Annotated in this window: 20 protein-coding genes; 15 read left to right on the forward strand and 5 right to left on the reverse strand. The window is 65.1% G+C overall.

Annotation, left to right across the window (positions count from 1 at the left end; translation table 11 throughout):
* Window positions 1–68: 68 nt before the first annotated feature.
* Window positions 69–1214 (reverse strand): phosphoserine transaminase, encoded by a 1146-nt coding sequence (locus AC1DZT_RS06130; RefSeq protein WP_478005726.1) that lies wholly within the window; start codon window positions 1212–1214, stop codon window positions 69–71.
* Window positions 1215–1425: 211 nt separating this feature from the next.
* Entirely contained in the window at window positions 1426–4038 is a 2613-nt protein-coding gene (gene clpB / locus AC1DZT_RS06135; protein WP_478005727.1) for an ATP-dependent chaperone ClpB, read from the reverse strand.
* Between the two features lie 167 nt (window positions 4039–4205).
* Here clpB and queG point away from each other — a divergent pair, with 167 nt between their 5' ends.
* The gene (queG, locus tag AC1DZT_RS06140) at window positions 4206–5255 is read left to right on the forward strand and encodes a tRNA epoxyqueuosine(34) reductase QueG (protein WP_478005728.1); all 1050 of its coding nucleotides are present in this window, start codon (window positions 4206–4208) and stop codon (window positions 5253–5255) included.
* Here queG and AC1DZT_RS06145 read toward each other — a convergent pair.
* Window positions 5221–5640: a MarR family winged helix-turn-helix transcriptional regulator gene (locus AC1DZT_RS06145; RefSeq protein WP_478005729.1), complete on the reverse strand. Its 420-nt coding sequence runs from the start codon at window positions 5638–5640 to the stop codon at window positions 5221–5223. The two genes, queG and AC1DZT_RS06145, sit on opposite strands and share 35 nt — an antisense overlap.
* A 118-nt stretch (window positions 5641–5758) precedes the next feature.
* Here AC1DZT_RS06145 and AC1DZT_RS06150 point away from each other — a divergent pair, with 118 nt between their 5' ends.
* The 6 genes from AC1DZT_RS06150 to AC1DZT_RS06175 all read left to right on the forward strand — a co-directional run bounded on the left by AC1DZT_RS06150 (window position 5759) and on the right by AC1DZT_RS06175 (window position 9597).
* Complete coding sequence (locus AC1DZT_RS06150) at window positions 5759–6187, forward strand: organic hydroperoxide resistance protein (RefSeq protein ID WP_478005730.1); 429 nt, start codon at window positions 5759–5761, stop codon at window positions 6185–6187.
* Window positions 6188–6239: 52 nt separating this feature from the next.
* Entirely contained in the window at window positions 6240–7007 is a 768-nt protein-coding gene (locus tag AC1DZT_RS06155; protein ID WP_478005731.1) for an SDR family NAD(P)-dependent oxidoreductase, read from the forward strand.
* Window positions 7008–7103: 96 nt separating this feature from the next.
* The gene (locus AC1DZT_RS06160) at window positions 7104–8102 is read left to right on the forward strand and encodes a dimethylarginine dimethylaminohydrolase family protein (RefSeq protein WP_478005732.1); all 999 of its coding nucleotides are present in this window, start codon (window positions 7104–7106) and stop codon (window positions 8100–8102) included.
* A gap of 121 nt (window positions 8103–8223) precedes the next feature.
* A complete protein-coding gene (locus AC1DZT_RS06165; protein WP_478005733.1) occupies window positions 8224–8409 on the forward strand; it encodes a hypothetical protein in 186 nt (61 codons plus the stop codon).
* Between the two features lie 162 nt (window positions 8410–8571).
* Entirely contained in the window at window positions 8572–8997 is a 426-nt protein-coding gene (locus AC1DZT_RS06170; RefSeq protein WP_478005734.1) for a glyoxalase superfamily protein, read from the forward strand.
* A gap of 75 nt (window positions 8998–9072) precedes the next feature.
* Window positions 9073–9597: a DUF1294 domain-containing protein gene (locus AC1DZT_RS06175; protein ID WP_478005735.1), complete on the forward strand. Its 525-nt coding sequence runs from the start codon at window positions 9073–9075 to the stop codon at window positions 9595–9597.
* On the opposite strand, the gene AC1DZT_RS06180 is transcribed toward AC1DZT_RS06175, so the two are convergent.
* Window positions 9594–11603 (reverse strand): aldo/keto reductase, encoded by a 2010-nt coding sequence (locus AC1DZT_RS06180; protein ID WP_478005736.1) that lies wholly within the window; start codon window positions 11601–11603, stop codon window positions 9594–9596. The two genes, AC1DZT_RS06175 and AC1DZT_RS06180, sit on opposite strands and share 4 nt — an antisense overlap.
* A gap of 120 nt (window positions 11604–11723) precedes the next feature.
* Complete coding sequence (locus tag AC1DZT_RS06185; protein WP_478005737.1) at window positions 11724–12590, reverse strand: branched-chain amino acid aminotransferase; 867 nt, start codon at window positions 12588–12590, stop codon at window positions 11724–11726.
* Between the two features lie 141 nt (window positions 12591–12731).
* Here AC1DZT_RS06185 and AC1DZT_RS06190 point away from each other — a divergent pair, with 141 nt between their 5' ends.
* The 8 genes from AC1DZT_RS06190 (at window position 12732) to AC1DZT_RS06225 (ending at window position 18876) form a co-directional block, all read left to right on the forward strand.
* Window positions 12732–13232 (forward strand): MarR family winged helix-turn-helix transcriptional regulator, encoded by a 501-nt coding sequence (locus tag AC1DZT_RS06190; protein WP_477998672.1) that lies wholly within the window; start codon window positions 12732–12734, stop codon window positions 13230–13232.
* Window positions 13229–13930, forward strand: coding sequence for a response regulator (locus AC1DZT_RS06195; protein ID WP_478005738.1), 702 nt, complete (start codon window positions 13229–13231; stop codon window positions 13928–13930). The genes AC1DZT_RS06190 and AC1DZT_RS06195 overlap by 4 nt, the downstream gene beginning before the upstream one ends.
* A gap of 255 nt (window positions 13931–14185) precedes the next feature.
* Window positions 14186–14473 (forward strand): STAS domain-containing protein, encoded by a 288-nt coding sequence (locus tag AC1DZT_RS06200; RefSeq protein ID WP_478005739.1) that lies wholly within the window; start codon window positions 14186–14188, stop codon window positions 14471–14473.
* Window positions 14470–14844 (forward strand): response regulator, encoded by a 375-nt coding sequence (locus tag AC1DZT_RS06205; protein WP_477998669.1) that lies wholly within the window; start codon window positions 14470–14472, stop codon window positions 14842–14844. Before AC1DZT_RS06200 ends, AC1DZT_RS06205 begins: the two co-directional genes overlap by 4 nt.
* A 1-nt stretch (window position 14845) precedes the next feature.
* Window positions 14846–17083 carry a chemotaxis protein CheA gene (locus tag AC1DZT_RS06210; RefSeq protein ID WP_478005740.1) on the forward strand — a complete coding sequence of 746 codons (2238 nt, stop codon included), beginning with the start codon at window positions 14846–14848 and terminating at the stop codon, window positions 17081–17083.
* Window positions 17070–17534 (forward strand): chemotaxis protein CheW, encoded by a 465-nt coding sequence (locus tag AC1DZT_RS06215; protein WP_478005741.1) that lies wholly within the window; start codon window positions 17070–17072, stop codon window positions 17532–17534. The genes AC1DZT_RS06210 and AC1DZT_RS06215 overlap by 14 nt, the downstream gene beginning before the upstream one ends.
* Window positions 17531–18493: a CheR family methyltransferase gene (locus AC1DZT_RS06220; protein WP_478005742.1), complete on the forward strand. Its 963-nt coding sequence runs from the start codon at window positions 17531–17533 to the stop codon at window positions 18491–18493. The genes AC1DZT_RS06215 and AC1DZT_RS06220 overlap by 4 nt, the downstream gene beginning before the upstream one ends.
* Window positions 18490–18876 (forward strand): response regulator, encoded by a 387-nt coding sequence (locus AC1DZT_RS06225; RefSeq protein ID WP_478005743.1) that lies wholly within the window; start codon window positions 18490–18492, stop codon window positions 18874–18876. Before AC1DZT_RS06220 ends, AC1DZT_RS06225 begins: the two co-directional genes overlap by 4 nt.
* Window positions 18877–18880 lie beyond the last annotated feature (4 nt).

Here is an 18880-nt window from a genome sequence, read left to right on the forward strand (position 1 = left end):
GGGCTCCTATGAATGGGGGGTGAGGAAGATGGGCAAATTGCCCATCCTACCAACATCTGTACGGCGCTTTATTGGGCGGCGATTTCCGCCTGGAAGGCATAGGCGATCCAGGGCATCAGGGCTTTGACATCGGAGGTTTCCACCGTCGAGCCACACCAGACCCTGAGGCCGGGAGGCGCGTCGCGGTAGGCGCCCATGTCGAGACCGGCACCGGCCTTCTCGATCCGCTTGGCGACGGCCTTGGCGAAGGCCTCGCCGTCCTTGATCCGCGGGTCGGTGAACTTCAGGCAGACGGAAGTCGTGGAGGCGATCTCCGCCGTCTCGGCCAGGTTGGCGATCCAGGTGTTGGCGGCGCAGAAATCCCAGATGACCTGCGCATTGGCCCTGGCCCGCGCCACCAGCCCTTGCAGCCCGCCGATCGACTTGGCCCATTTCAGCGACACGAGGTAATCCTCGACCGCCAGCATCGAGGGCGTGTTGATCGTCTCACCGAGGAAGATCCCTTCGGAAATCTTGCCCTTGGAGGTCATGCGGAAGATCTTCGGCAGGGGCCAGGCGGGGGTATAGCTTTCCAGCCGTTCGACAGCCCGCGGCGAAAGGATCAGCATCCCATGCGCACCCTCACCGCCCAGCACCTTCTGCCAGGAGAAGGTCGTCACATCCAGCTTGTCCCAGGGCAGCTCCATCGCAAAGGCGGCCGAGGTCGCATCGCAGATGGTCAGGCCGGCGCGGTTGGCCGGGATCGCATCGCCATTGGGCAACCGGCAGCCCGAGGTGGTGCCGTTCCAGGTGAAGACCACGTCCGAATCGAAATCCACCGTGGCGAAATCGACGATCTGCCCATAGGGCGCGACCTTGACTTTCGCGTTCAGTTTCAGCTGCTTGACCACATCGGTGACCCAGCCTTCACCGAAGGACTCCCAGGCCAGCATCTCGACCGGACGCGCGCCCAGAAGGCTCCACATCGCCATCTCGACAGCCCCGGTGTCCGAGGCCGGCACGATGCCGATGCGGTAATCGGCCGGCACGCCCAGAATTTCGCGGGTGAGGTCGATCGCCTCTTTCAGCTTGGCCTTGCCAACCGCGGCACGGTGCGACCGGCCCAGCGGTGCATCAGCCAACATGTCGAGGGAGAAGCCGGGGATCTTGGCGCAGGGGCCAGAGGAAAAGCGCGGGTTTGCCGGCAGCGCTGCCGGGGTCTGCAGATCAGACATGGTATCCTTCCAGATATAAGCCCCCCGTTGGGGAGGGGTGTCCCGCCGCCGGAATTACGGGCTGATCTGGTCGGGCGCAAGCGGGAAAATCGCCCCCTTGCGGCGCTTTGTCGTGAAAAACCGACACGGATTTCCACTATCGGAAACTCGGGGAAAAGGGGGCCGTGAAACGAAAAGGGGGGCCGAAGCCCCCCGATCCCGCACCGATCGCTCAGTGCACCACATGCGGCTGCATCCGCTCGCGGGCGGAAGGCACCACCCGGTCGCCGATCAACAGCCCCTCGATCCCGGCCGAGACGGTGACGGTCGACCCGTCGAGGATCTCGCCCGCCAGCAGCATCTGCGCCAGCTGATCCTGCAGGTTGCGCTGGATCACCCGCTTCAGGGGGCGTGCCCCGTAGACCGGGTCATAGCCCTCATCCGCCAGCCAATGCCGCGCCGCCGCGTCAAGCGTCAGCGTGATCTTGCGCCCGGCCAGCCGCGCCTCCAGCTTCTTCAGCTGGATGTCGACGATGGCGCCCATGTCGCTGCGGGCCAGACGGTCGAAGATGATCGTCTCGTCCAGACGGTTCAGGAATTCGGGGCGGAAATGCGCCCGCACCGCTTCCATCACCTCGGCCCTTGCTTGCGTCGGGTCCGCACCTTCCGGCAGCTGGCTCAAAGAATAGGCCCCGAGGTTCGAGGTCAGGATGATCAGCGTCTGCTTGAAGTCCACGGTGCGGCCCTGGCCATCGGTCAGAACCCCGTCGTCCAAGACCTGCAAGAGGACGTTGAACACGTCCGGATGGGCCTTTTCCACCTCGTCGAACAGCACGACCTGATAGGGACGGCGCCGGACCGCTTCGGTCAGAACCCCGCCTTCATCATAGCCGACATAGCCGGGCGGCGCGCCGATCAGGCGGGAGACGGCATGTTTCTCCATGAATTCGCTCATGTCGATCCGCACCATCGCAGAGTCGTCGTCAAAGAGGTACTCGGCCAAGGCCTTGGTCAGCTCGGTCTTGCCCACACCCGTCGGCCCGAGGAAGAGGAAACTGCCCAGGGGCCGCCCCTCGTCGTTCAGACCGGCGCGCGCCCGGCGCACGGCATTGGCCACGGCGGTCACCGCAGCCTTCTGCCCCACGACCCGCTCGCCCAGCTTTTCTTCCATGGCGAGCAGCTTTTCCTTCTCACCCTCAAGCATGCGCGAGGTCGGGATACCGGTCCAACGCTCCACCACTTCGGCAATCTGCTCGGGCCGCACGGCTTCGGACACCAAGGCCTCGCCTTCGCGCGCCTCGGCCTCGACCAGAGCTTTCTCAAGCCCCGGAATCCGCCCGTATTGCAGCTCGCCCGCCTTGGCAAAGTCGCCGTCGCGCTTGGCGCCTTCCAACTCGGCGCGGGCGCGGTCCAGCTGTTCCTTGATTTCGCGGGCCTTTTCCAGGCTGTCACGCTCCGCCTGCCAGGTGGCCGTCATCGAGGCCGACTGTTCCTGCAGATCCGCCAGTTCCTTTTCCAGCCGCTCCAGCCGGTCTTTCGAGGCCGCGTCGTCTTCCTTCTTCAGGGCTTCCGCTTCGATCTGCAATTGCAGGATCTGGCGGTCGAGCGCGTCCAGCTCCTCGGGCTTGGAATCCACCTCCATCCGCAGCCGCGAGGCGGCTTCGTCCACCAGGTCGATCGCCTTGTCGGGCAGGAAACGGTCGGTGATATAACGGTGCGACAGCGTCGCCGCCGCCACCAGGGCCGAGTCCGAGATGCGCACGCCATGGTGCAGCTCGTACTTCTCCTTGATACCGCGGAGGATCGAGATCGTGTCTTCCACCGTCGGCTCCGACACCATCACCGGCTGGAAGCGCCGGGCCAGGGCCGCGTCCTTTTCGACATATTTGCGGTATTCATCCAGCGTGGTGGCGCCGACGCAATGCAGCTCGCCCCGCGCCAAAGCCGGCTTGATCAGGTTGGCCGCATCCATGGCACCATCGGATTTGCCCGCGCCGACCAGCGTGTGCATCTCGTCGATGAAGAGGATGATTTCGCCTTCCGCCGTGGTGACCTCGTTCAGCACGGCTTTCAGCCGCTCCTCGAACTCGCCCCGGTATTTCGAGCCGGCGATCAGCGCGCCCATGTCCAGCGCCATCAGCTTTTTATTCCGCAGGCTTTCCGGCACGTCGCCGTTGACGATGCGCAGGGCCAGGCCCTCGGCAATCGCGGTCTTGCCCACGCCCGGCTCCCCGATCAGCACCGGGTTGTTCTTGGTGCGGCGCGACAGGACCTGCATCGTGCGGCGAATTTCGTCGTCGCGGCCGATGATCGGGTCGATCTTGCCCTCCGCCGCAGCCTCGGTCAGGTCGCGGGCGTATTTCTTCAAGGCGTCATAGCCTTCCTCGGCGGAGGCCGAATCCGCCGTCCGCCCTTTGCGGATGTCATTGATCGCGGTGTTGAGGTTCTGCGCGGTCACGGCACCGGCATCCAGGGCCTCCTTGGCCTTCGACGCCACCATGCACAGCGCCATCAGGATGCGTTCGACCGGCACGAAGCTGTCGCCCGCTTTCTTCGCAACTTTCTCCGCCTCGTCCAGCACGCGGGCCAGGGCGGGGTCCATGAAGGGCTGCGCATCGCCCGAAACCTTGGGCAGCTTGGCCATCGCCAGCGTCAAGGCCTCCACCACCCGCTCCGGCTCACCCCCCGAGCGGCGGATCAGGTTGGCGGCCAGGCCCTGATCGTCATCCATCAGCGCCTTCAGCAGATGTTCCGGCGCGAGCCTTTGATGGCTTTCGCGCATCGCAATCGTCTGCGCGGCTTGCAGAAAGCCACGCGAGCGTTCGGTAAATTTCTCAAGATTCATCACAGTCTCCCTTGCAGCACCGCATCGGACGCCCATCAAAGGCACGTCACTTGCAGCCTGAGCCTCATGTGGGAAGCCACAGCCCCCGATGCAAGATTGCCACAGGCCCGGCCGGTGGATTTTGCCGCATCCCTCTGATACACCCGCCCCGCGAAAGGGAGAATGACGTGGATCATGCGACGCTGCGCGCCCAGGCCCTGCGCGAGGGTTTTTCCGCCCTCGGCATCTGCGCGCCGGATGCGATTCCCGAAGCCATCCCCCGCCTGCGCGCCTTTCTGGACGCCGGCCAGCACGGCCAGATGTCCTGGATGGCCGACCGCGAAGCCTGGCGCGCCAATCCCGCCGCTCTCTGGCCCGCGGCGCGTTCGGTCATCATGCTGGCCGAGGTTTACACCCCCGAAACCAACCCGCTCGAAGGCCTGAACCACCCGAGTCATGGCGTGATCTCGACCTATGCCCAGGGCAAGGACTACCACGACCTGGTCAAGCGCCGCCTCAAACGTCTTGGCCGCTGGATGATGGATCAAAGCGCCAAGGCGGGGGAACCCTGTGAGATCAAGGTCTTCGTTGACACCGCCCCGGTGATGGAGAAACCCCTCGCGCAAGCTGCGGGCCTCGGCTGGCAGGGCAAGCACACCAATCTCCTCAGCCGCGATCTCGGCAACTGGTTCTTCCTCGGCGCGATCTTCACCACGCTGGACCTGCCCAAGGACACGCCCGAGACCAGCCATTGCGGCTCCTGCACCGCCTGCCTGGACGCCTGCCCGACCAAGGCCTTCCCCGCGCCCTACCAGCTCGACGCGCGGCGCTGCATTTCTTACCTGACCATCGAGCACAAGGGTCCGGTGGACCCTGAACTCCGCCCCCTGATGGGCAACCGGATCTATGGCTGCGACGATTGCCTGGCCGCCTGCCCGTGGAACAAATTCGCCGCAACCGCCCATGAGATCGGCTATCAGCCGAAGGTCGGCCTGCCCGAACTCGCCGATCTTGCCAGCCTTGACGATGCCGCCTTTCGCGCCCGCTTTGCCGGCTCGCCCATCAAGCGGATCGGCCGTGACCGGATGACGCGCAACGTCGCCTACGCCATCGGCAATTCCGCCGATCCCGCCCTGATCCCGGTGGCCCGGCGCCTGACCCAAGACCCCGACCCCACCGTGGCCGAGGCGGCGCAGTGGGCGCTCAGTCGGCTCGCAGACGGTCGCGCAGACCGATAATCTGATCGCGCAGCGCGGTCAGATCCTCCAGCGCCAGCCCGCAGGCGTCGAAGATGCAGCCCGACAGCGCGGCGCTTTCGTCCTGCAGGGCGCGGCCCTTCGCGGTCAAGCTCACCCGCACCTGCCGCTCATCCTCTGCCACGCGGGCGCGGGTCACCAGACCCTGCACCTCCATCCGTTTCAACAAGGGCGTCAGCGTGTTCGATTCCAGCTGCAGCGCCCGGCCCAGATCGCCGACGCTGCGGCCATCCTCGTCCCACAGCACCATCAGCACCAGATACTGCGGATAGGTCAGACCCAGGGGCGCCAGCAGCGGCTGGTAGACCTTCTGCATCGCATGGTTGGCCGAATAGAGAGAAAAGCAGATCATATCTTGCAGTTTCATCGCACACCTCTGCCCTCTAAATAAATCGTACACGATAAAATCGCAAGAGCCTTGACGGAACCCCGCGACTCAGCTATTCCATCGCTCACGATCAAATCGAACACGATTGGAGAGCATGATGTCGATTGACCCGAAATACTGGACCGAAGCCACGGCAAACGGCGGTGGCCGCAACGGTCTGTCCAAGCTGGCCAATGGCTCGCTGACCGTCACCATGGCTTCGCCGAAGGAGCTGGGCGGTTCGGGCCTGGGCCACAACCCCGAAGAGCTGTTCGCGATGGGCTATGCCGCCTGCTATCTGGGCGCGATGCGCTTTGCCGCCGCCTCCGAAAAGCTCGGCACCGTGCCGGATGCGGCCACCGTGACCGCCAAGGTCGGCATCGGCCCGCGTTCGGAAGGCGGCTTCGGCCTGTCGGTGAAGCTTGAGGTTTCCCTGCCCGGCGTGCCCGCCGATGTCGCCGCCAAGATGGTCGAGCGCGGCCATTTCATCTGCCCCTATTCGCACTTCTCGCGCGGCGAAGCGACGGTGGAAACCGCGCTGGTCTGACCTTGCCCCCGCGCCCCCCGGTGTTAGGCTGACGCCGAAACCGGAGGGTGCCATGGTCGACCGTCTCAAGGGTAAAGTAGCGATTGTTTCCGGCGGTGCCACGGGCTGTGGTGCCGCCGCTGTGCGTTTGTTCGCCGTCGAAGGGGCCGCCGTCGGCATCATCGACCGCAATGTCGCGGTGGGTCAGGCCCTGGCGCAGGACCTGGCCGCGGCCGGCCACCGCGTCACCTTCGCCGCCGCCGATGTGTCGAAGAAGGCCGAGGTCGATGCCGCCGTCGCCAGCGTCAAGGCGGCGCTTGGCCCGGTCAATGTGCTTTTCAACCATGCTGGCACCATCGTCATCAAACCCTTCCTCGAGACCGAGGAGGCGGACTGGGACTTCCTCTTCGACGTCAACGTGAAGTCCATGTACCTGATGACCCGCGCCGTCCTGCCGATGATGCTGGAGGCCGGCAAGGGCGCCATCGTCTGCACCTCCTCGATCTCCGCCGTCTATGCCACGCCGAACGAGGTGCTTTACGACGCGACCAAGGGCGCCTGCCACATGTTCGCCCGTGCCATCGCGGTGGAGTTCCGCGACCGCGGCATCCGCTGCAACGCCGTCTGCCCCGGCTTCATCGAAACCCCGCATGGATTGCGCGAGGTGAAGGAGCTGACCGCCCTCGGCGTCGACGTCTCCGAAGCCGCGCTGAAAGCTGCGCAGGGCCGTTTCGGCCAACCCGAGGACATCGCCCGCGCCGCTTTGTATCTCGCCTCGGACGATGCCGAGTTCGTCAACGGCACCCAGCTTTTCGTCGACAACGGCTTTTCGGCGGTGTGAAACCTTTAATAAAAGGTTAACAGCACAGGCCAGAAACAAGCGATATCAGATACTTACCAAAGATTGCACGCGTGCAATCCAACCCAAGGGCCCACCATGAGCAACCCCCACTGGATCTATACCCAAACCGTCAAGACCTTCGCCGCCGGCGCCGAACCGCCCTTCGAGGACCCCTCCGAGCTGATGGCCTCCTGGGGGCAGGTCTGGGGCATCGACAACGACGTGGGCAAGATCCGCTCGATCCTGATGCACCGCCCGGGGCCGGAAATGAACGTGGTCGACCCCGCCAAGCGTCTGCCCGACATCGGAAGCTACGGCGATCCTGCCGTGGGCTGGTACTTCCAATCCGACAGCCTCCCCGACCTCGTCCAGATGCAGCGCCAGCACGACGGCTTCGTCGCCGCCCTGCAGGCCGAGGGGGTGGAGGTCCATTACATGGAGGGCGAGGCCGGCAACCGGCTGAAGCAGATCTACACCCGCGACCCGGTCATCATGGTCAAGGGCGGCGCCATCGTCTGCCGGATGGGCGCCCGCATCCGCCGGGGCGAGGAACTGGCCGTGACCCGGACGCTGGCCAAGATCGGCATCCCGATCCTGCGGACCATCTCCGGCCGCGGCATCATGGAAGGCGGCAGCTTTGCCTGGCTGAACGAGAAGACCTGCGCCATCGGCGTCGGCGTGCGGGTCAACCGCGAGGGCGCCGAACAGGTGGGCGAGGTTCTGAAACGTCAGGGGGTGGATCTGCTGATCGTCGAGCTGACCGGCTATGACATCCACCTCGACGTCTCTTTCCTGATGATCGACAAGGATCTGGCGATCCTGAACCCGATGGGCCTGCCCTATTCCTTCCTTGAAGAGCTGACCGCCCGCGGCATCCGCTATATCGAGACCGACCCCGGCGACGACCCGTGGATCGTGAACTCGCTGGCCGTCGCGCCCGGCAAGGTCTTCATGCCCGAAGGTGCCACCAACCGCACGCTCGACCGCCTTGCCGCGGCGGGCGTGACCTGGACCACGCTTCCCTATGCCGCCAACCACAAGAACGGTGGCGGGCTTCATTGTTCCACCACGCCGCTGCGCCGCGACAGCCTTTGAGGGCGATTTCCGCCGACCCGGAGGCCCCGGGTCGGCAAGGCCACGCAACGTCACCCGGCACCGCGATAGGAAAACCGGCGATTTTGTGGTAAGACATGAGTCCACAACCGAGGGGACCCACATGACAAAACATCTGGCGGACCACCGCAGCGCTTCCGGCTCGCAACGCCTGAAGCAGTTCCTGCGCATCGCGCGCGACCGATCCGAGACCGCCTTCCACACGGTCTGGCAACGCCAGCATATTGCGGCGGGACAGGCGCGGCGCGTGGTTGAATTCACCCGGATCGCCCGCGGCCGCAGCGTCTGACCGCGTTGACGGGCGGGGGCAAACCGCCTATGTCGGGCGGCAGGGTCTCTGGTCCCTGCCGCCTGCAATCATGGTGAAACCGGGGAAGACACGCGCAACCTGATCTCCTCGGGACGCATCGGCAACGCAGGCCCCGGCGCAAGACGTCCCTCAGGACAGGCCATGACCCCACTTCCCAATCTTGACGCCGCCAAGGCGCAAGCCCGCCACCTGCGCGCCGACCTCGCGACCCGCGGCCGCGAGATCAGCCATTCCGCAGCACTGGAGCTGATCGCCAAAAGCTACGGCCAGCGCGACTGGAACACGCTGCACGCCGCCATCGGCAACGAACCCCGCCCGCCGGTTCACATCGGCCAGATCGTGCCGGGGCGCTACCTCGGCCAGGCCTTCCTCGCCGAGGTCGTGGACCTGCGCGAGGTGGGAGAGGGGCTTTACGAGGTCACGCTCGACCTTGAAACCCCGGTCGATGTGGTGAGTTTCGACAGCTTCTCCAACTTCCGCAGCCGGTTGCGCAAGGTGATAGGGGCCGAGGGGGTTTCGCCCGACAAGACCTCGAACGGGGTGCCGCATCTGGTCCTGTGGGCATAGCGGCGGCGGGCATTTTCCCACAAACCGGCACGGGTTTTCCGCAATCCTGCCCTGATCGCCGGCTAGGGAGGGGGCATGATGACAGATGCCCTCTCCTCCTCCGGCTCGCCGGCCATCCTGATCGCAAGCCTTGCCAGCTGGCTCCTTCTGGTGAACCTGCTGACCTTCGTCGCCTTCACCGTCGATGCGCGGCGGGTCGCAGCGGGCGAGATGCGGATGCCGGCGTTTCAGCTGCTGCTCTTGTCGCTGCTCGGCGGCTGGCCCGCCGCCATGGTCGCGCAATTCGCCTTCGGCTCGGCCAGCCGTCAGCGGCCCTTCGGCCTTCTGCTGACCCTGTCGATCCTGCCGGTGCTGGGCCTCGCAGGCTTCGGGATGGCGCAGGATCTGGGCCTGGTCGAGATGGCAAGCAACGCCATGGCCTCGGTCATGCCCGCCGCCGCCGCGGAGGATGGCAGCGAGACCGCGGCGCCAGCGCCGAAACCGACGCTGCACCAGATGGGCCAGAATGCGGCACCCAAGGCGAGTTCGGTGACCGCCAAGGCCGACCTCCCCAAGCGGATCGGCCCGGCCTCGAAAACCTCGGCCTGGCAGTCGCGCTAGCGGGCGTCCCGCTCCAGGTTCAGCCACAGGACCTCGGCCTCGCTCAGGGCCAGCGCCGCCCCCGGCAGGGTCGAGACGATCTCGCCCGGCGAGCGCGGGCCGATCAGCGCCAGCGAGGGGAAGCTCTGGTTCAGGACCCAGGCCGTTGCGATGTTATGGGCGGTGACGCCCTTTTCGGCGGCCAAAGCCTCGGCCCGGCGGCGCCGCTCGGCATTGGCGGTACTGCCAAAGCAGGCCTCGGGCCCGGTGTCCTTGGACAGGCGGTTGCGCAGGGCCTCGGGCAGGAAATAGCCCCGCGCCTGCGATGACCAGGACAGATGCGCCACCCCGCCCTTGCGCAGGAAGTCCAGCGTTTCCGGCGTGTTGGAGGTGACACAGCCCGGCCAGAGCGGTTGTTCCATCACCGCCAGCGACAGGTTGTTGTTCAGGATGCGGAAGGGCTCCAGCCCCCGCGCCGCGGCATAGGCATTGGCCTCGGCCAGCCTCGCGGGCGTCCAGTTCGACCCGCCGAAGATGCCGATCTTGCCCGCCTGTTTCAGCGCGTTCAGGGCATCGACGAATTCGCCGACCGGGACATCCGGATTGTCGCGGTGCAGGATGTAGATGGGGGCGATCGGCAGGCCCAGACGGTCAAGGCTGATCTCCAGCTCGGCCGCGATGGCGCCGGGGGTGCAATAGGGCGTGTGGGCGCCCTTGGCGATCACCACGACCTCCTTGGCCACCCCGCGCGCGGCGATCCATTCGCCGAGCACCGCCTCGTGCAACCCGCCGCCATAGATGAAGCCCGTATCGAAGGCATTACCGCCCGCCTCCATCCAGGCATCCCAGGTGATCGCGCCTTCGGCCAGGGTGTTGCGGTTGTCGCAGCCGAGGATCAGTTTGGAGATGGGCAGCGCCACGCCCTCCAGCCGGGCCATCGGCATCGGCGGCAGGCCCTTGGGGACAACGCACGGCAGGGTCCGGTTGGTCTCGGGACGTTCGGCGAAGGTCTTGTAGCCGACCTCGGCCCGCCAGCGGTCGAGCGTCTCGTTGTTGCCGATGGAATCGGCATGGGCGGGCGCGGGGGAAGCGGCCTGCAAGGCGCCCGCCGCGATGGCCTTGGAGACATACTCCGCCTCGAAGGCGAAAAGCATTCGCGGGTCGCGCAGCGTCTCGGTCCGGGTCGTCTCGCCCACCGTGACATGGAAGGTCGCATCCGAGGGCCCGGCGTTGCGCCCCGGCACCCAGGGGTCGTCGATCACGATCCGGCCCTTGGAGCCGGTGATGATCGCCCGGTTGTCCATGGTCCGGCAGACCGCCACCGCAATCTCGGCGACAAAGCCCGAGGCGAAGGTCAACAGCCCGTGCGAGACGGCATCGACCCCGGTGTCCGCCAGAACCCCGGTGCCCTTGACGCTGACCGGGTTGGCAAAGGGCTGCCCCACCGCCGCCCCGGCGATCAACCGGGAGAGCGATACGGGATAGCCGCCGACATCGAGGATGCCGCCGCCGCCCAGCGCCATCTCGTAAAGCCGCGAGCCGGGCTCGTAGGGCGCGTCAAAGCCGAACTGGGTGCGGATGTGCAGCAGGGTGCCGATCTCTCCGGCGGCGATGATCTCCAGCACACGGGCCATCTGGGGATGGCAGCGGTACATGAAGGCCTCCATGAAGAAGCGGCCCTCCTGCGCTGCAACCTCGGTCACGGCGATGACCTCGGCGGCATTCATCCCGGCGGGCTTTTCGCAGAGCACATGCTTGCCGGCGCGCAGGGCGGCAATCGACAGTTCGGCATGCTGCGGATGCGGGGTGGAGATGTAGATCGCATCGACCTCGGGATCGGCGAGGATCGCCGCCGTCGTGGCATGGCGGTGTTCGGCGGGGATGGCATAGGCATCGCCAAAGGCATCGCGCCGCCCGGCATCGCGGCCACAGACTGCCACCAGCCTGCCCGCTTCGGTCTGCGCCAGCCCGTCCGCATAGTTATGCGCGATGGCGCCCGGCCCGATGATCCCCCAACGAATGGTCATGACGTCCTCCTCTGTTCTGCCCTTGGTAGCAGTCCGGGGAAACGGCCAGAAGACGGATTCGGGGCAAAAGGCGCAACAGGGAAGGTAGGATGGGCAATGCTGCCCATCCTTGCAGCCGGATCACGCCCGGACGAGCGCCTCGTAGGCGGTGGCGATCCGCTTGGTCAGCTCGCCCACCTCGAACATGTGCTCGCCGATCTGGCCGACCGGGGTCACTTCGGCCGCGGTGCCGGTCAGCCAGCACTGCTCGAAGCTCGCCAGCTCTTCCGGCAGGATATGGCGTTCATGCACCACGATCTGCATGTCGCGCAGCATGCCGATCACGGTCTGCCGCGTGATGCCGTTCAGGAAGGCATCGGCCAGGGGGGTATGCACTTCGCCGTTCTTGACGAAGAAGATATTCGCCCCGGTCGCCTCGGCCACATAGCCGCGATAATCGTACATCATCGCGTCCGAGCAGCCCTTGGCCATCGCCGCGTGCTTGGACATGGTGCAGATCATGTAAAGCCCCGAGGCCTTGGCGGCCGATGGGATCGTCTCGGGCGAAGGCCGCTTCCACTTGGAAATGTCGAGCTTCGCGCCCTTGAACTTCGCGTCACCGTAATAGGCGCCCCAGGTCCAGCAGGCGATGGCCAGCCGCACCGGGTTGGCGAGGGCCGCCACCCCCATCTCCTCGCCCGCGCCGCGGAAGGCGATGGCGCGGACATAGGCGTCGGTCAGGCCATTGGCGGCCAGAACCTCGGCCTTGGCGGCGTCGATCTGGGCGGCGGTATAGGGGATCGGCATGTCCAGCAGCGCGCCCGATTTCAGCAGACGCTCGGAATGCTCGGTCGATTTGAAGATCTTGCCGTTGTAGCAGCGCTCGCCTTCAAATACGGAGGAGGCATAGTGCAGCGCATGGGTCAGGATATGGACCTTGGCCTCGCGCCATTCCACCAGTTTGCCATCCATCCAGATGAACCCGTCACGATCGTCATATCCTGCCATCTCAGCCTCCGCTTTTGCAAATGTTGCGCTGGATCGGTCCGCTTCGGACATAATGTTGCGCAAAATCGACGCCGGGCTAACAGTTATGTCTTGGAATGTCAACAAGGCTGACGTAAATTCCAGGCAACGAAGGAGATATCCATGGCCGAACCATCCGCCGGCGGCGAAAACCTCTTGTTCCTCACCGACGAGCAGCTGCGCAAGGGGATCGAGGCGATGTTCTTCGCCTATCGCGGGTTCACGGCCGATCCCGACCGGATCCTCGAGAAGATGGATTATGGCCGCGCGCATCACCGGGCGATCCATTTCATCAACCGCGCGCCGGGGCTGACGGTCTCCAGCCTGCTCGGCATTCTGGGCGTGACCAAGCAAAGCCTGAACCGGGTCTTGCGGACCCTATTCGACGACAACCTGGTCGAGGCGCGGGTCGGCAAGACCGACAAGCGCGAACGCCGCCTGCATCTGACCGAGAAGGGCCTGGCGCTGGAACGCGCCCTGTCGGATGCGCAGCGCGCCCGGATGCGCGCCGCCTACCGTGCCGCCGGGCCGCAGGCGGTTCAAGGCTTCCGCACCGTGCTGGAGGCGATGATGGACCCCGAAATGCGCCGGCAGTATCTTGGCCTGCGGGAGGACGTGACATGAACGATCTGCAGGCCCATCTTTTGGTGGTGGATGACGATGAACGCATCCGCGGCCTTCTTCAGAAATTCCTGATCCGCAGCGGCTTTCTGGTCACCACCGCGCGCAATGCCGATCAGGCGCGGCGGCTGATGGCGGGTCTCGACTTCGATCTTTTGGTCCTCGACGTGATGATGCCCGGCGAAGACGGCATCAGCTTCACCCGCGATCTGCGCAGGCATCTGGCGATTCCGGTCCTTCTGCTGACCGCGCGGGGCGAGGCCTCCAACCGGATCGAGGGGCTGGAGGCCGGGGCGGATGACTACCTCGTCAAGCCCTTTGAACCAAAGGAACTTCTCCTGCGGATCAATGCGATCCTGCGCCGGGTGCCGCAGGTCAAACCCTCCGAGACCGGGCCGAAACACCTGCAGCTTGGCGCCGCGCGCTATGACCCCGAACGGGGCGAGCTCTGGCGCGGCAACGAGCTGATCCGCCTGACCGCGACCGAGGCGCAGCTGATGCGGATCTTTGCCGCCGCCCCCGGCGTGCCCGTCGCGCGCGAGCGTCTGACCGGCGACATGCCCAAGGAGGCCAGCGGCGGGCAGGAGCGCGCCGTCGATGTCCAGATCACCCGCCTGCGCCGCAAGATCGAGGATGACCCGCGTCAACCCCGCTATCTGCAGACCGTGCGCGGCGAAGGCTACATGCTGCAACCCGACTGATTCTGCGCCCTGCGGAGGCCGCCTGACAGGCCCCGCCTCTGCCCGCCAGACGCCATGATCTGCGGGTCGCTGCACCGAATCCTCGCCTTTTAACCAATTTACCCTGGGTTCCGGCGGCCTCATGCGCCTGCGGACCCATTCGGCCATTTCAGCGAAACCAATTCTTAAGCGCCGCGGGCTATCCGATAGGGAGCCCGGGTCGAAGCGGGCATTGGATCACATGTAACATTCGCGGATTGTACCTGAGAGATGCCCATGACGCGTGACTGGAAACTTTTCGAACCACAGGAGCGGCTGAGCATCGGTCGCTCCGAACCCCTGATGAGCTTTCTGGAGGGGTCTGGCGAGCAGTCGGTCCGCATTTCGATGCGCCACCAGAAACGCCCCGATTCCCGGGTGGTTCAGCTGCTTTTGACCGCGGCCCGCGCCTGGAAGGGGCGCGATCTGGGCTTTGACGTATCCGACTTGCCGCCCCGACTGGTGCAGGACTTCACCCGTCTGGGACTCAACGCTGAAAACACTGGCTGGAGTGGTTTGAAATGACGCTGAAAGTACTTGCCATCGATGATTCCAAGACAATCCGCGAACTTCTGCGCTCGGTCATGGAGGAGGCGGGGTTTGATTTCGAATCGGCCTGTGACGGCGTGGAAGGGGTCGAACGCTATGCCGAGGTGCGCCCGGATGTGGTGATCACCGACATCAACATGCCCAATATGGATGGCTATGGCGTCATCGACGCGATCCGCCATGGCGATATCGACAATCAGGTGCCGATTCTGGTGCTGACCACCGAAAGCGGCGACAAGCTGAAGGCCCGGGCGCGCGATGCCGGGGCGACCGGCTGGATCGTCAAACCCTTCGACGACGTCTCGCTCGTGTCCGTCATTCGCCGGGTGACGGGGATGGTGGCGTAAGATGAGCAACCCGATCCTCGATACCTTCTTTGAAGAAACGGAGGAGCTGCTTGAATCGCTCGCCGAGGGGCTCGAGTCGATGCAAGGCGCCGAGTTTGACAAGGAAACGCTCAATTCGGTCTTTCGGGCCGTTCATTCGATCAAGGGCGGGGCCGGGGCTTTCAAGCTGACCGACCTCGTCAATTTCGCCCATTCCTTTGAAACCGTTCTGGATGCGGCAAGGTCGGGCACGCTGGACCTGACGCCGCAGACCATCCACACGCTGATGCGTTCGGCCGATTGCCTGGCCGATCTGGTCGATGCCGCCCGTAGCGGCCGCACCATCGCCGAAGAGGTGACCTCGGGCTTCCTGACCGCGCTGCAGGCCTGTCTGGGCGAGGGCGAGATCGAGGCCGTCGATGCCTGGGACAATTTCGAATTCGCTGCCGTGACGCTGGATATTCCCGGCCTCGGCGATGCCACCCCGCCCCTCCTGCCCGAACCTGAGCCCGAGGCTGCACCCGTGGCCGCAATGGATGACACCCCACAAGTCCAGGTCGGCTTCCATATCGAGTTTCGTCCGCGCGCCACCCTTTACAGCAACGGCCATGAACCGGCCCTGCTCTTCGCCGCCCTCAGCGAACTGGGCCAGATGACCAGCACGCTCGACATGTCGCAGCTGAGCGACTGGCAGGAATTCGACCCGGCCGAGCCGAAGCTGAGCTGGAAGGTGGATCTGCGCACCGATGAAAGCGAGACCGTCGTCCAGGATGTGTTCGAATTCGTCCACGGCCTTTGCGATCTGACGATCAAGCCCCTGATGGGCCCGCCGCCCGCGCCCGACACCGTCGCAGATCTGCCCAACCCGGGCCCGAAACCTTCCAGCGAGCCTGCCAAGCCGGGGCCGAACCCGGCAATGGCTGGCCTCTTCAGCGATGGCCCGCTTGGCGCGCAGCCGGCATTCAAGATCGCCGTTCCGGTGCCGCCCAAGACCAAGACGGAACGCAACGAGGACGGCTCCGAAGCGAAGGGCCCGAAGGCGACCCTTCGGGTGGATCTCGACCGGGTGGACCGGTTGATCAACGCCGTGGGCGAGCTGATCATCAACCAGGCGATGATCGCGCAGCGCCTGCAGGACATGACCTCGACCCATGACGACGACCTTGTCATGCATATCGAGGATTACCGGCTTCTGGCGCGCGACATTCAGGAAGGCGTCATGGCCATCCGCGCCCAGCCGGTGAAATCCCTGTTCCAGCGCATGTCGCGCATCGTGCGCGAGGCGGCGGATGCAACCGGAAAACTGGCCGAACTCGTCACCTCGGGCGAGGGGACGGAAGTCGACAAGACGGTCGTCGAACGTCTGGCCGATCCCCTGACCCATATGATCCGCAACGCGGTCGACCACGGGCTGGAAAGCCGCGAGGCGCGCGCGACCACCGGAAAATCGCCGATGGGCACGATCCGCCTGTCGGCCTCGCACCGTTCGGGCAGCGTGATCATCACGGTGAAGGACGATGGCGCCGGTCTCAACCGCCCCAAGATCCTGGAGATTGCCAAGCGCAAGGGTCTGGTCCCCCCCGATGCGGATCTGAGCGATTCCGAAATCGACCAACTGCTGTTCATGCCGGGCTTTTCCACTGCCGCCACCATTTCGAACCTGTCCGGGCGCGGCGTCGGTCTCGACGTCGTGCGCAATGCGGTCCAGGCCCTGGGCGGCAGGATCTCGATCGCCACGGCGCCCGGGCAGGGCACGGAATTCACCATCATGCTGCCGCTGACCCTGGCCGTGATGGATGGCATGGTGGTCACCGTCGGCGGGCAGACCCTCGTCGTGCCGATCACCTCGATCATCGAGACGATCCGCCCGCTGCCGGGCGATCTGCACCGGATCGGCACGGATGAAACGCTCCTGTCGATCCGCGGCCGCATGATCCCCGTGGTCGATGTGGCGCGCAGCCTCGGCTTTCCGTCGCCCGGCACACAGGAAGCGCCGCTTCTGCTGCTGGTCGAATCCGAAAGCCTCGGCGAATGCGCGCTGGTGGTGGAATCCGTGCAGGACCAGCGCCAGGTCGTCATCAAGAGCCTGGAAAGCAACTTCGGCTCGGTCCCCGGTGTCTCTGCCGCGACCGTCCTCGGCGACGGGCGCATTGCCCTGATCCTTGATCCCGATGCCATCGCCGGGGGCCGGGTCTCCTCGACCTACCAAATGCCTAACATCCTCTCGAACGCGGGAAGGACCGCCTATGCCAATGCTTGAAGATATCTCCAAATCCGAGGTCGAGTTCGTCACCTTCTCGGCCGGCGAGCAAAGTTTCAGCATCGAGATCACGCAGGTGCGCGAAATCCGCCGGTGGAGCCCGGTGACCGCCTTGCCGCACGCGCCGCACGAGGTGCTGGGCGTGATGAACCTGCGCGGCTCCGTCATCCCGATCTACGATCTCGCCGCGCGCTTTGGCCTAGGGCAGACCCCGGAAAACCCGCGCAATGTGATCGTCGTGGCCATGCATGGCGGCCAGACCGTGGGTCTGCTCGTGGAAGCGGTCTCCGAAATCCTTTCGGTGCCGCGTGAGCAGATCCAGGAAACGCCCGACATCCGCTCCGAAATGGCGCGGCAAAGCATCACCGGTGTCATCCCGATTGAAAACGGCATGACGCGGGTCATCGACCTTGGGGCGGTTCTGCATCCGGGCGGAAGGGCCGTTGCATGAGAGAGGCGATTTCTCCCGTCCAGCCGCCGGGTCCGGACCCTGACCGGTCGCGCGAGCGTCTACAGTTCACCGATGCGGATTTTGCCGTCATTGCGGACCTGGCGATGCGCGATTTCGGGCTGCACCTGACGCTGGCCAAGCGGGATCTGGTCTATTCCCGCCTGCTCAAACGGCTGCGCAGCCTCGGGCTGGATCAGTTCCGTGACTATTGCGCCCTCTTGACCAGCCCGCAGGGCGAAGACGAACGCATGGCCATGCTTTCGGCGCTGACCACCAATGTCACGCATTTCTTCCGCGAGGATCACCATTTCAAACTGCTGCGCGAGGTGGCTTTGCCGCCGCTGATCAAAGCGGCGCGCGAGGGCGGGCGGGTGCGGCTCTGGTCGGCTGGCTGTTCCGCCGGGCAGGAACCCTATTCGCTGGCCTTCACCGTGCTCAATCTCTGCCCCGAGGCTGCCAAGCTGAACCTGCGCATCCTGGCCACGGATGTCGATTCCGAAATTCTCGCCAAGGCCAAGGCGGGCATCTACCCGGACGAGGAGCGGAAGGCCATTCCCGACGCCCTGCGCAAATTCATCGATCCGGCCAAGGCGGGCCATTTCACCATCGGCCCGGCGGCGCGCGAACTGATCACCTTCGGGCGGCTCAACCTCATCGAAAACTGGCCGATCTCCGGCCCCTTCCAGGTGATCTTTTGCCGCAATGTTGCGATCTATTTCGACAAGCCGACGCAAGCCCGGCTCTGGGCCCGCTTTGGCGAGCTTTTGTCCCCCCATGCGCATCTTTGCATCGGCCATTCCGAAAGGGTCGCGGGTCCCGCCGAAAAGATGTTTCGCGCCGTGGGCGTCACCGCCTATCAGCGCACCGCCTCGGGCTCCGGCACCCGCCAGACCTCTGCCGACGCTGCCAATGCCCCCTCCGCCGCCCTCGCTGACCGTCAAGAAGGACATGCCAAATGAGCCTGCGCGATACCATTCGCATCACCGTGATTGATGACATGTCGGTCAGTCGAGCCCTGATCACCCAATCTCTCGAAGAACTGGGCATCACCAAATACCAGACCGAGAATGACGGACGTACGGCCCTGGGCAAACTGGTCGCCGCCCCGGTCCATCTGGTTCTCTGCGACATGAACATGCCGGGCATGAACGGGCTGGAGCTGCTGCATGCCTTGCGCACCAACAAGTCGACCGCCCGCATCGGGTTCATCCTGATCACCGGCCAGCCGACGCCCGAGCTTTTGCGGATCGGGCAGGAGCTGGGTCTGAACAATCTCATCCGGAAGCCCTTCACAACCGCCACGATGAAAGCCTCGATCGAGCGCGTCGTGGGCCCGCTGTAACCGG

The sequence above is a fragment of the Rhodobacter sp. P1_C2 genome (assembly GCF_056406375.1).

What these genes read in the sequence shown, in the direction of transcription:
- AC1DZT_RS06165 (WP_478005733.1), top strand. Translation starts at nt 8,224, where the DNA reads ATGACAAAACATCTGGCGGACCACCGCAGCGCTTCCGGCTCGCAACGC.
- AC1DZT_RS06205 (WP_477998669.1), top strand. Translation starts at nt 14,470, where the DNA reads ATGACGCTGAAAGTACTTGCCATCGATGATTCCAAGACAATCCGCGAA.
- AC1DZT_RS06200 (WP_478005739.1), top strand. Translation starts at nt 14,186, where the DNA reads ATGACGCGTGACTGGAAACTTTTCGAACCACAGGAGCGGCTGAGCATC.
- AC1DZT_RS06130 (WP_478005726.1), bottom strand. Translation starts at nt 1,214, where the DNA reads ATGTCTGATCTGCAGACCCCGGCAGCGCTGCCGGCAAACCCGCGCTTT.
- AC1DZT_RS06225 (WP_478005743.1), top strand. Translation starts at nt 18,490, where the DNA reads ATGAGCCTGCGCGATACCATTCGCATCACCGTGATTGATGACATGTCG.
- AC1DZT_RS06155 (WP_478005731.1), top strand. Translation starts at nt 6,240, where the DNA reads ATGGTCGACCGTCTCAAGGGTAAAGTAGCGATTGTTTCCGGCGGTGCC.
- AC1DZT_RS06190 (WP_477998672.1), top strand. Translation starts at nt 12,732, where the DNA reads ATGGCCGAACCATCCGCCGGCGGCGAAAACCTCTTGTTCCTCACCGAC.
- AC1DZT_RS06210 (WP_478005740.1), top strand. Translation starts at nt 14,846, where the DNA reads ATGAGCAACCCGATCCTCGATACCTTCTTTGAAGAAACGGAGGAGCTG.
- AC1DZT_RS06150 (WP_478005730.1), top strand. Translation starts at nt 5,759, where the DNA reads ATGTCGATTGACCCGAAATACTGGACCGAAGCCACGGCAAACGGCGGT.
- AC1DZT_RS06215 (WP_478005741.1), top strand. Translation starts at nt 17,070, where the DNA reads ATGCCAATGCTTGAAGATATCTCCAAATCCGAGGTCGAGTTCGTCACC.
- AC1DZT_RS06180 (WP_478005736.1), bottom strand. Translation starts at nt 11,603, where the DNA reads ATGACCATTCGTTGGGGGATCATCGGGCCGGGCGCCATCGCGCATAAC.
- AC1DZT_RS06195 (WP_478005738.1), top strand. Translation starts at nt 13,229, where the DNA reads ATGAACGATCTGCAGGCCCATCTTTTGGTGGTGGATGACGATGAACGC.
- AC1DZT_RS06185 (WP_478005737.1), bottom strand. Translation starts at nt 12,590, where the DNA reads ATGGCAGGATATGACGATCGTGACGGGTTCATCTGGATGGATGGCAAA.
- clpB (WP_478005727.1), bottom strand. Translation starts at nt 4,038, where the DNA reads ATGAATCTTGAGAAATTTACCGAACGCTCGCGTGGCTTTCTGCAAGCC.
- AC1DZT_RS06145 (WP_478005729.1), bottom strand. Translation starts at nt 5,640, where the DNA reads ATGAAACTGCAAGATATGATCTGCTTTTCTCTCTATTCGGCCAACCAT.
- AC1DZT_RS06170 (WP_478005734.1), top strand. Translation starts at nt 8,572, where the DNA reads ATGACCCCACTTCCCAATCTTGACGCCGCCAAGGCGCAAGCCCGCCAC.
- AC1DZT_RS06160 (WP_478005732.1), top strand. Translation starts at nt 7,104, where the DNA reads ATGAGCAACCCCCACTGGATCTATACCCAAACCGTCAAGACCTTCGCC.
- AC1DZT_RS06175 (WP_478005735.1), top strand. Translation starts at nt 9,073, where the DNA reads ATGATGACAGATGCCCTCTCCTCCTCCGGCTCGCCGGCCATCCTGATC.
- AC1DZT_RS06220 (WP_478005742.1), top strand. Translation starts at nt 17,531, where the DNA reads ATGAGAGAGGCGATTTCTCCCGTCCAGCCGCCGGGTCCGGACCCTGAC.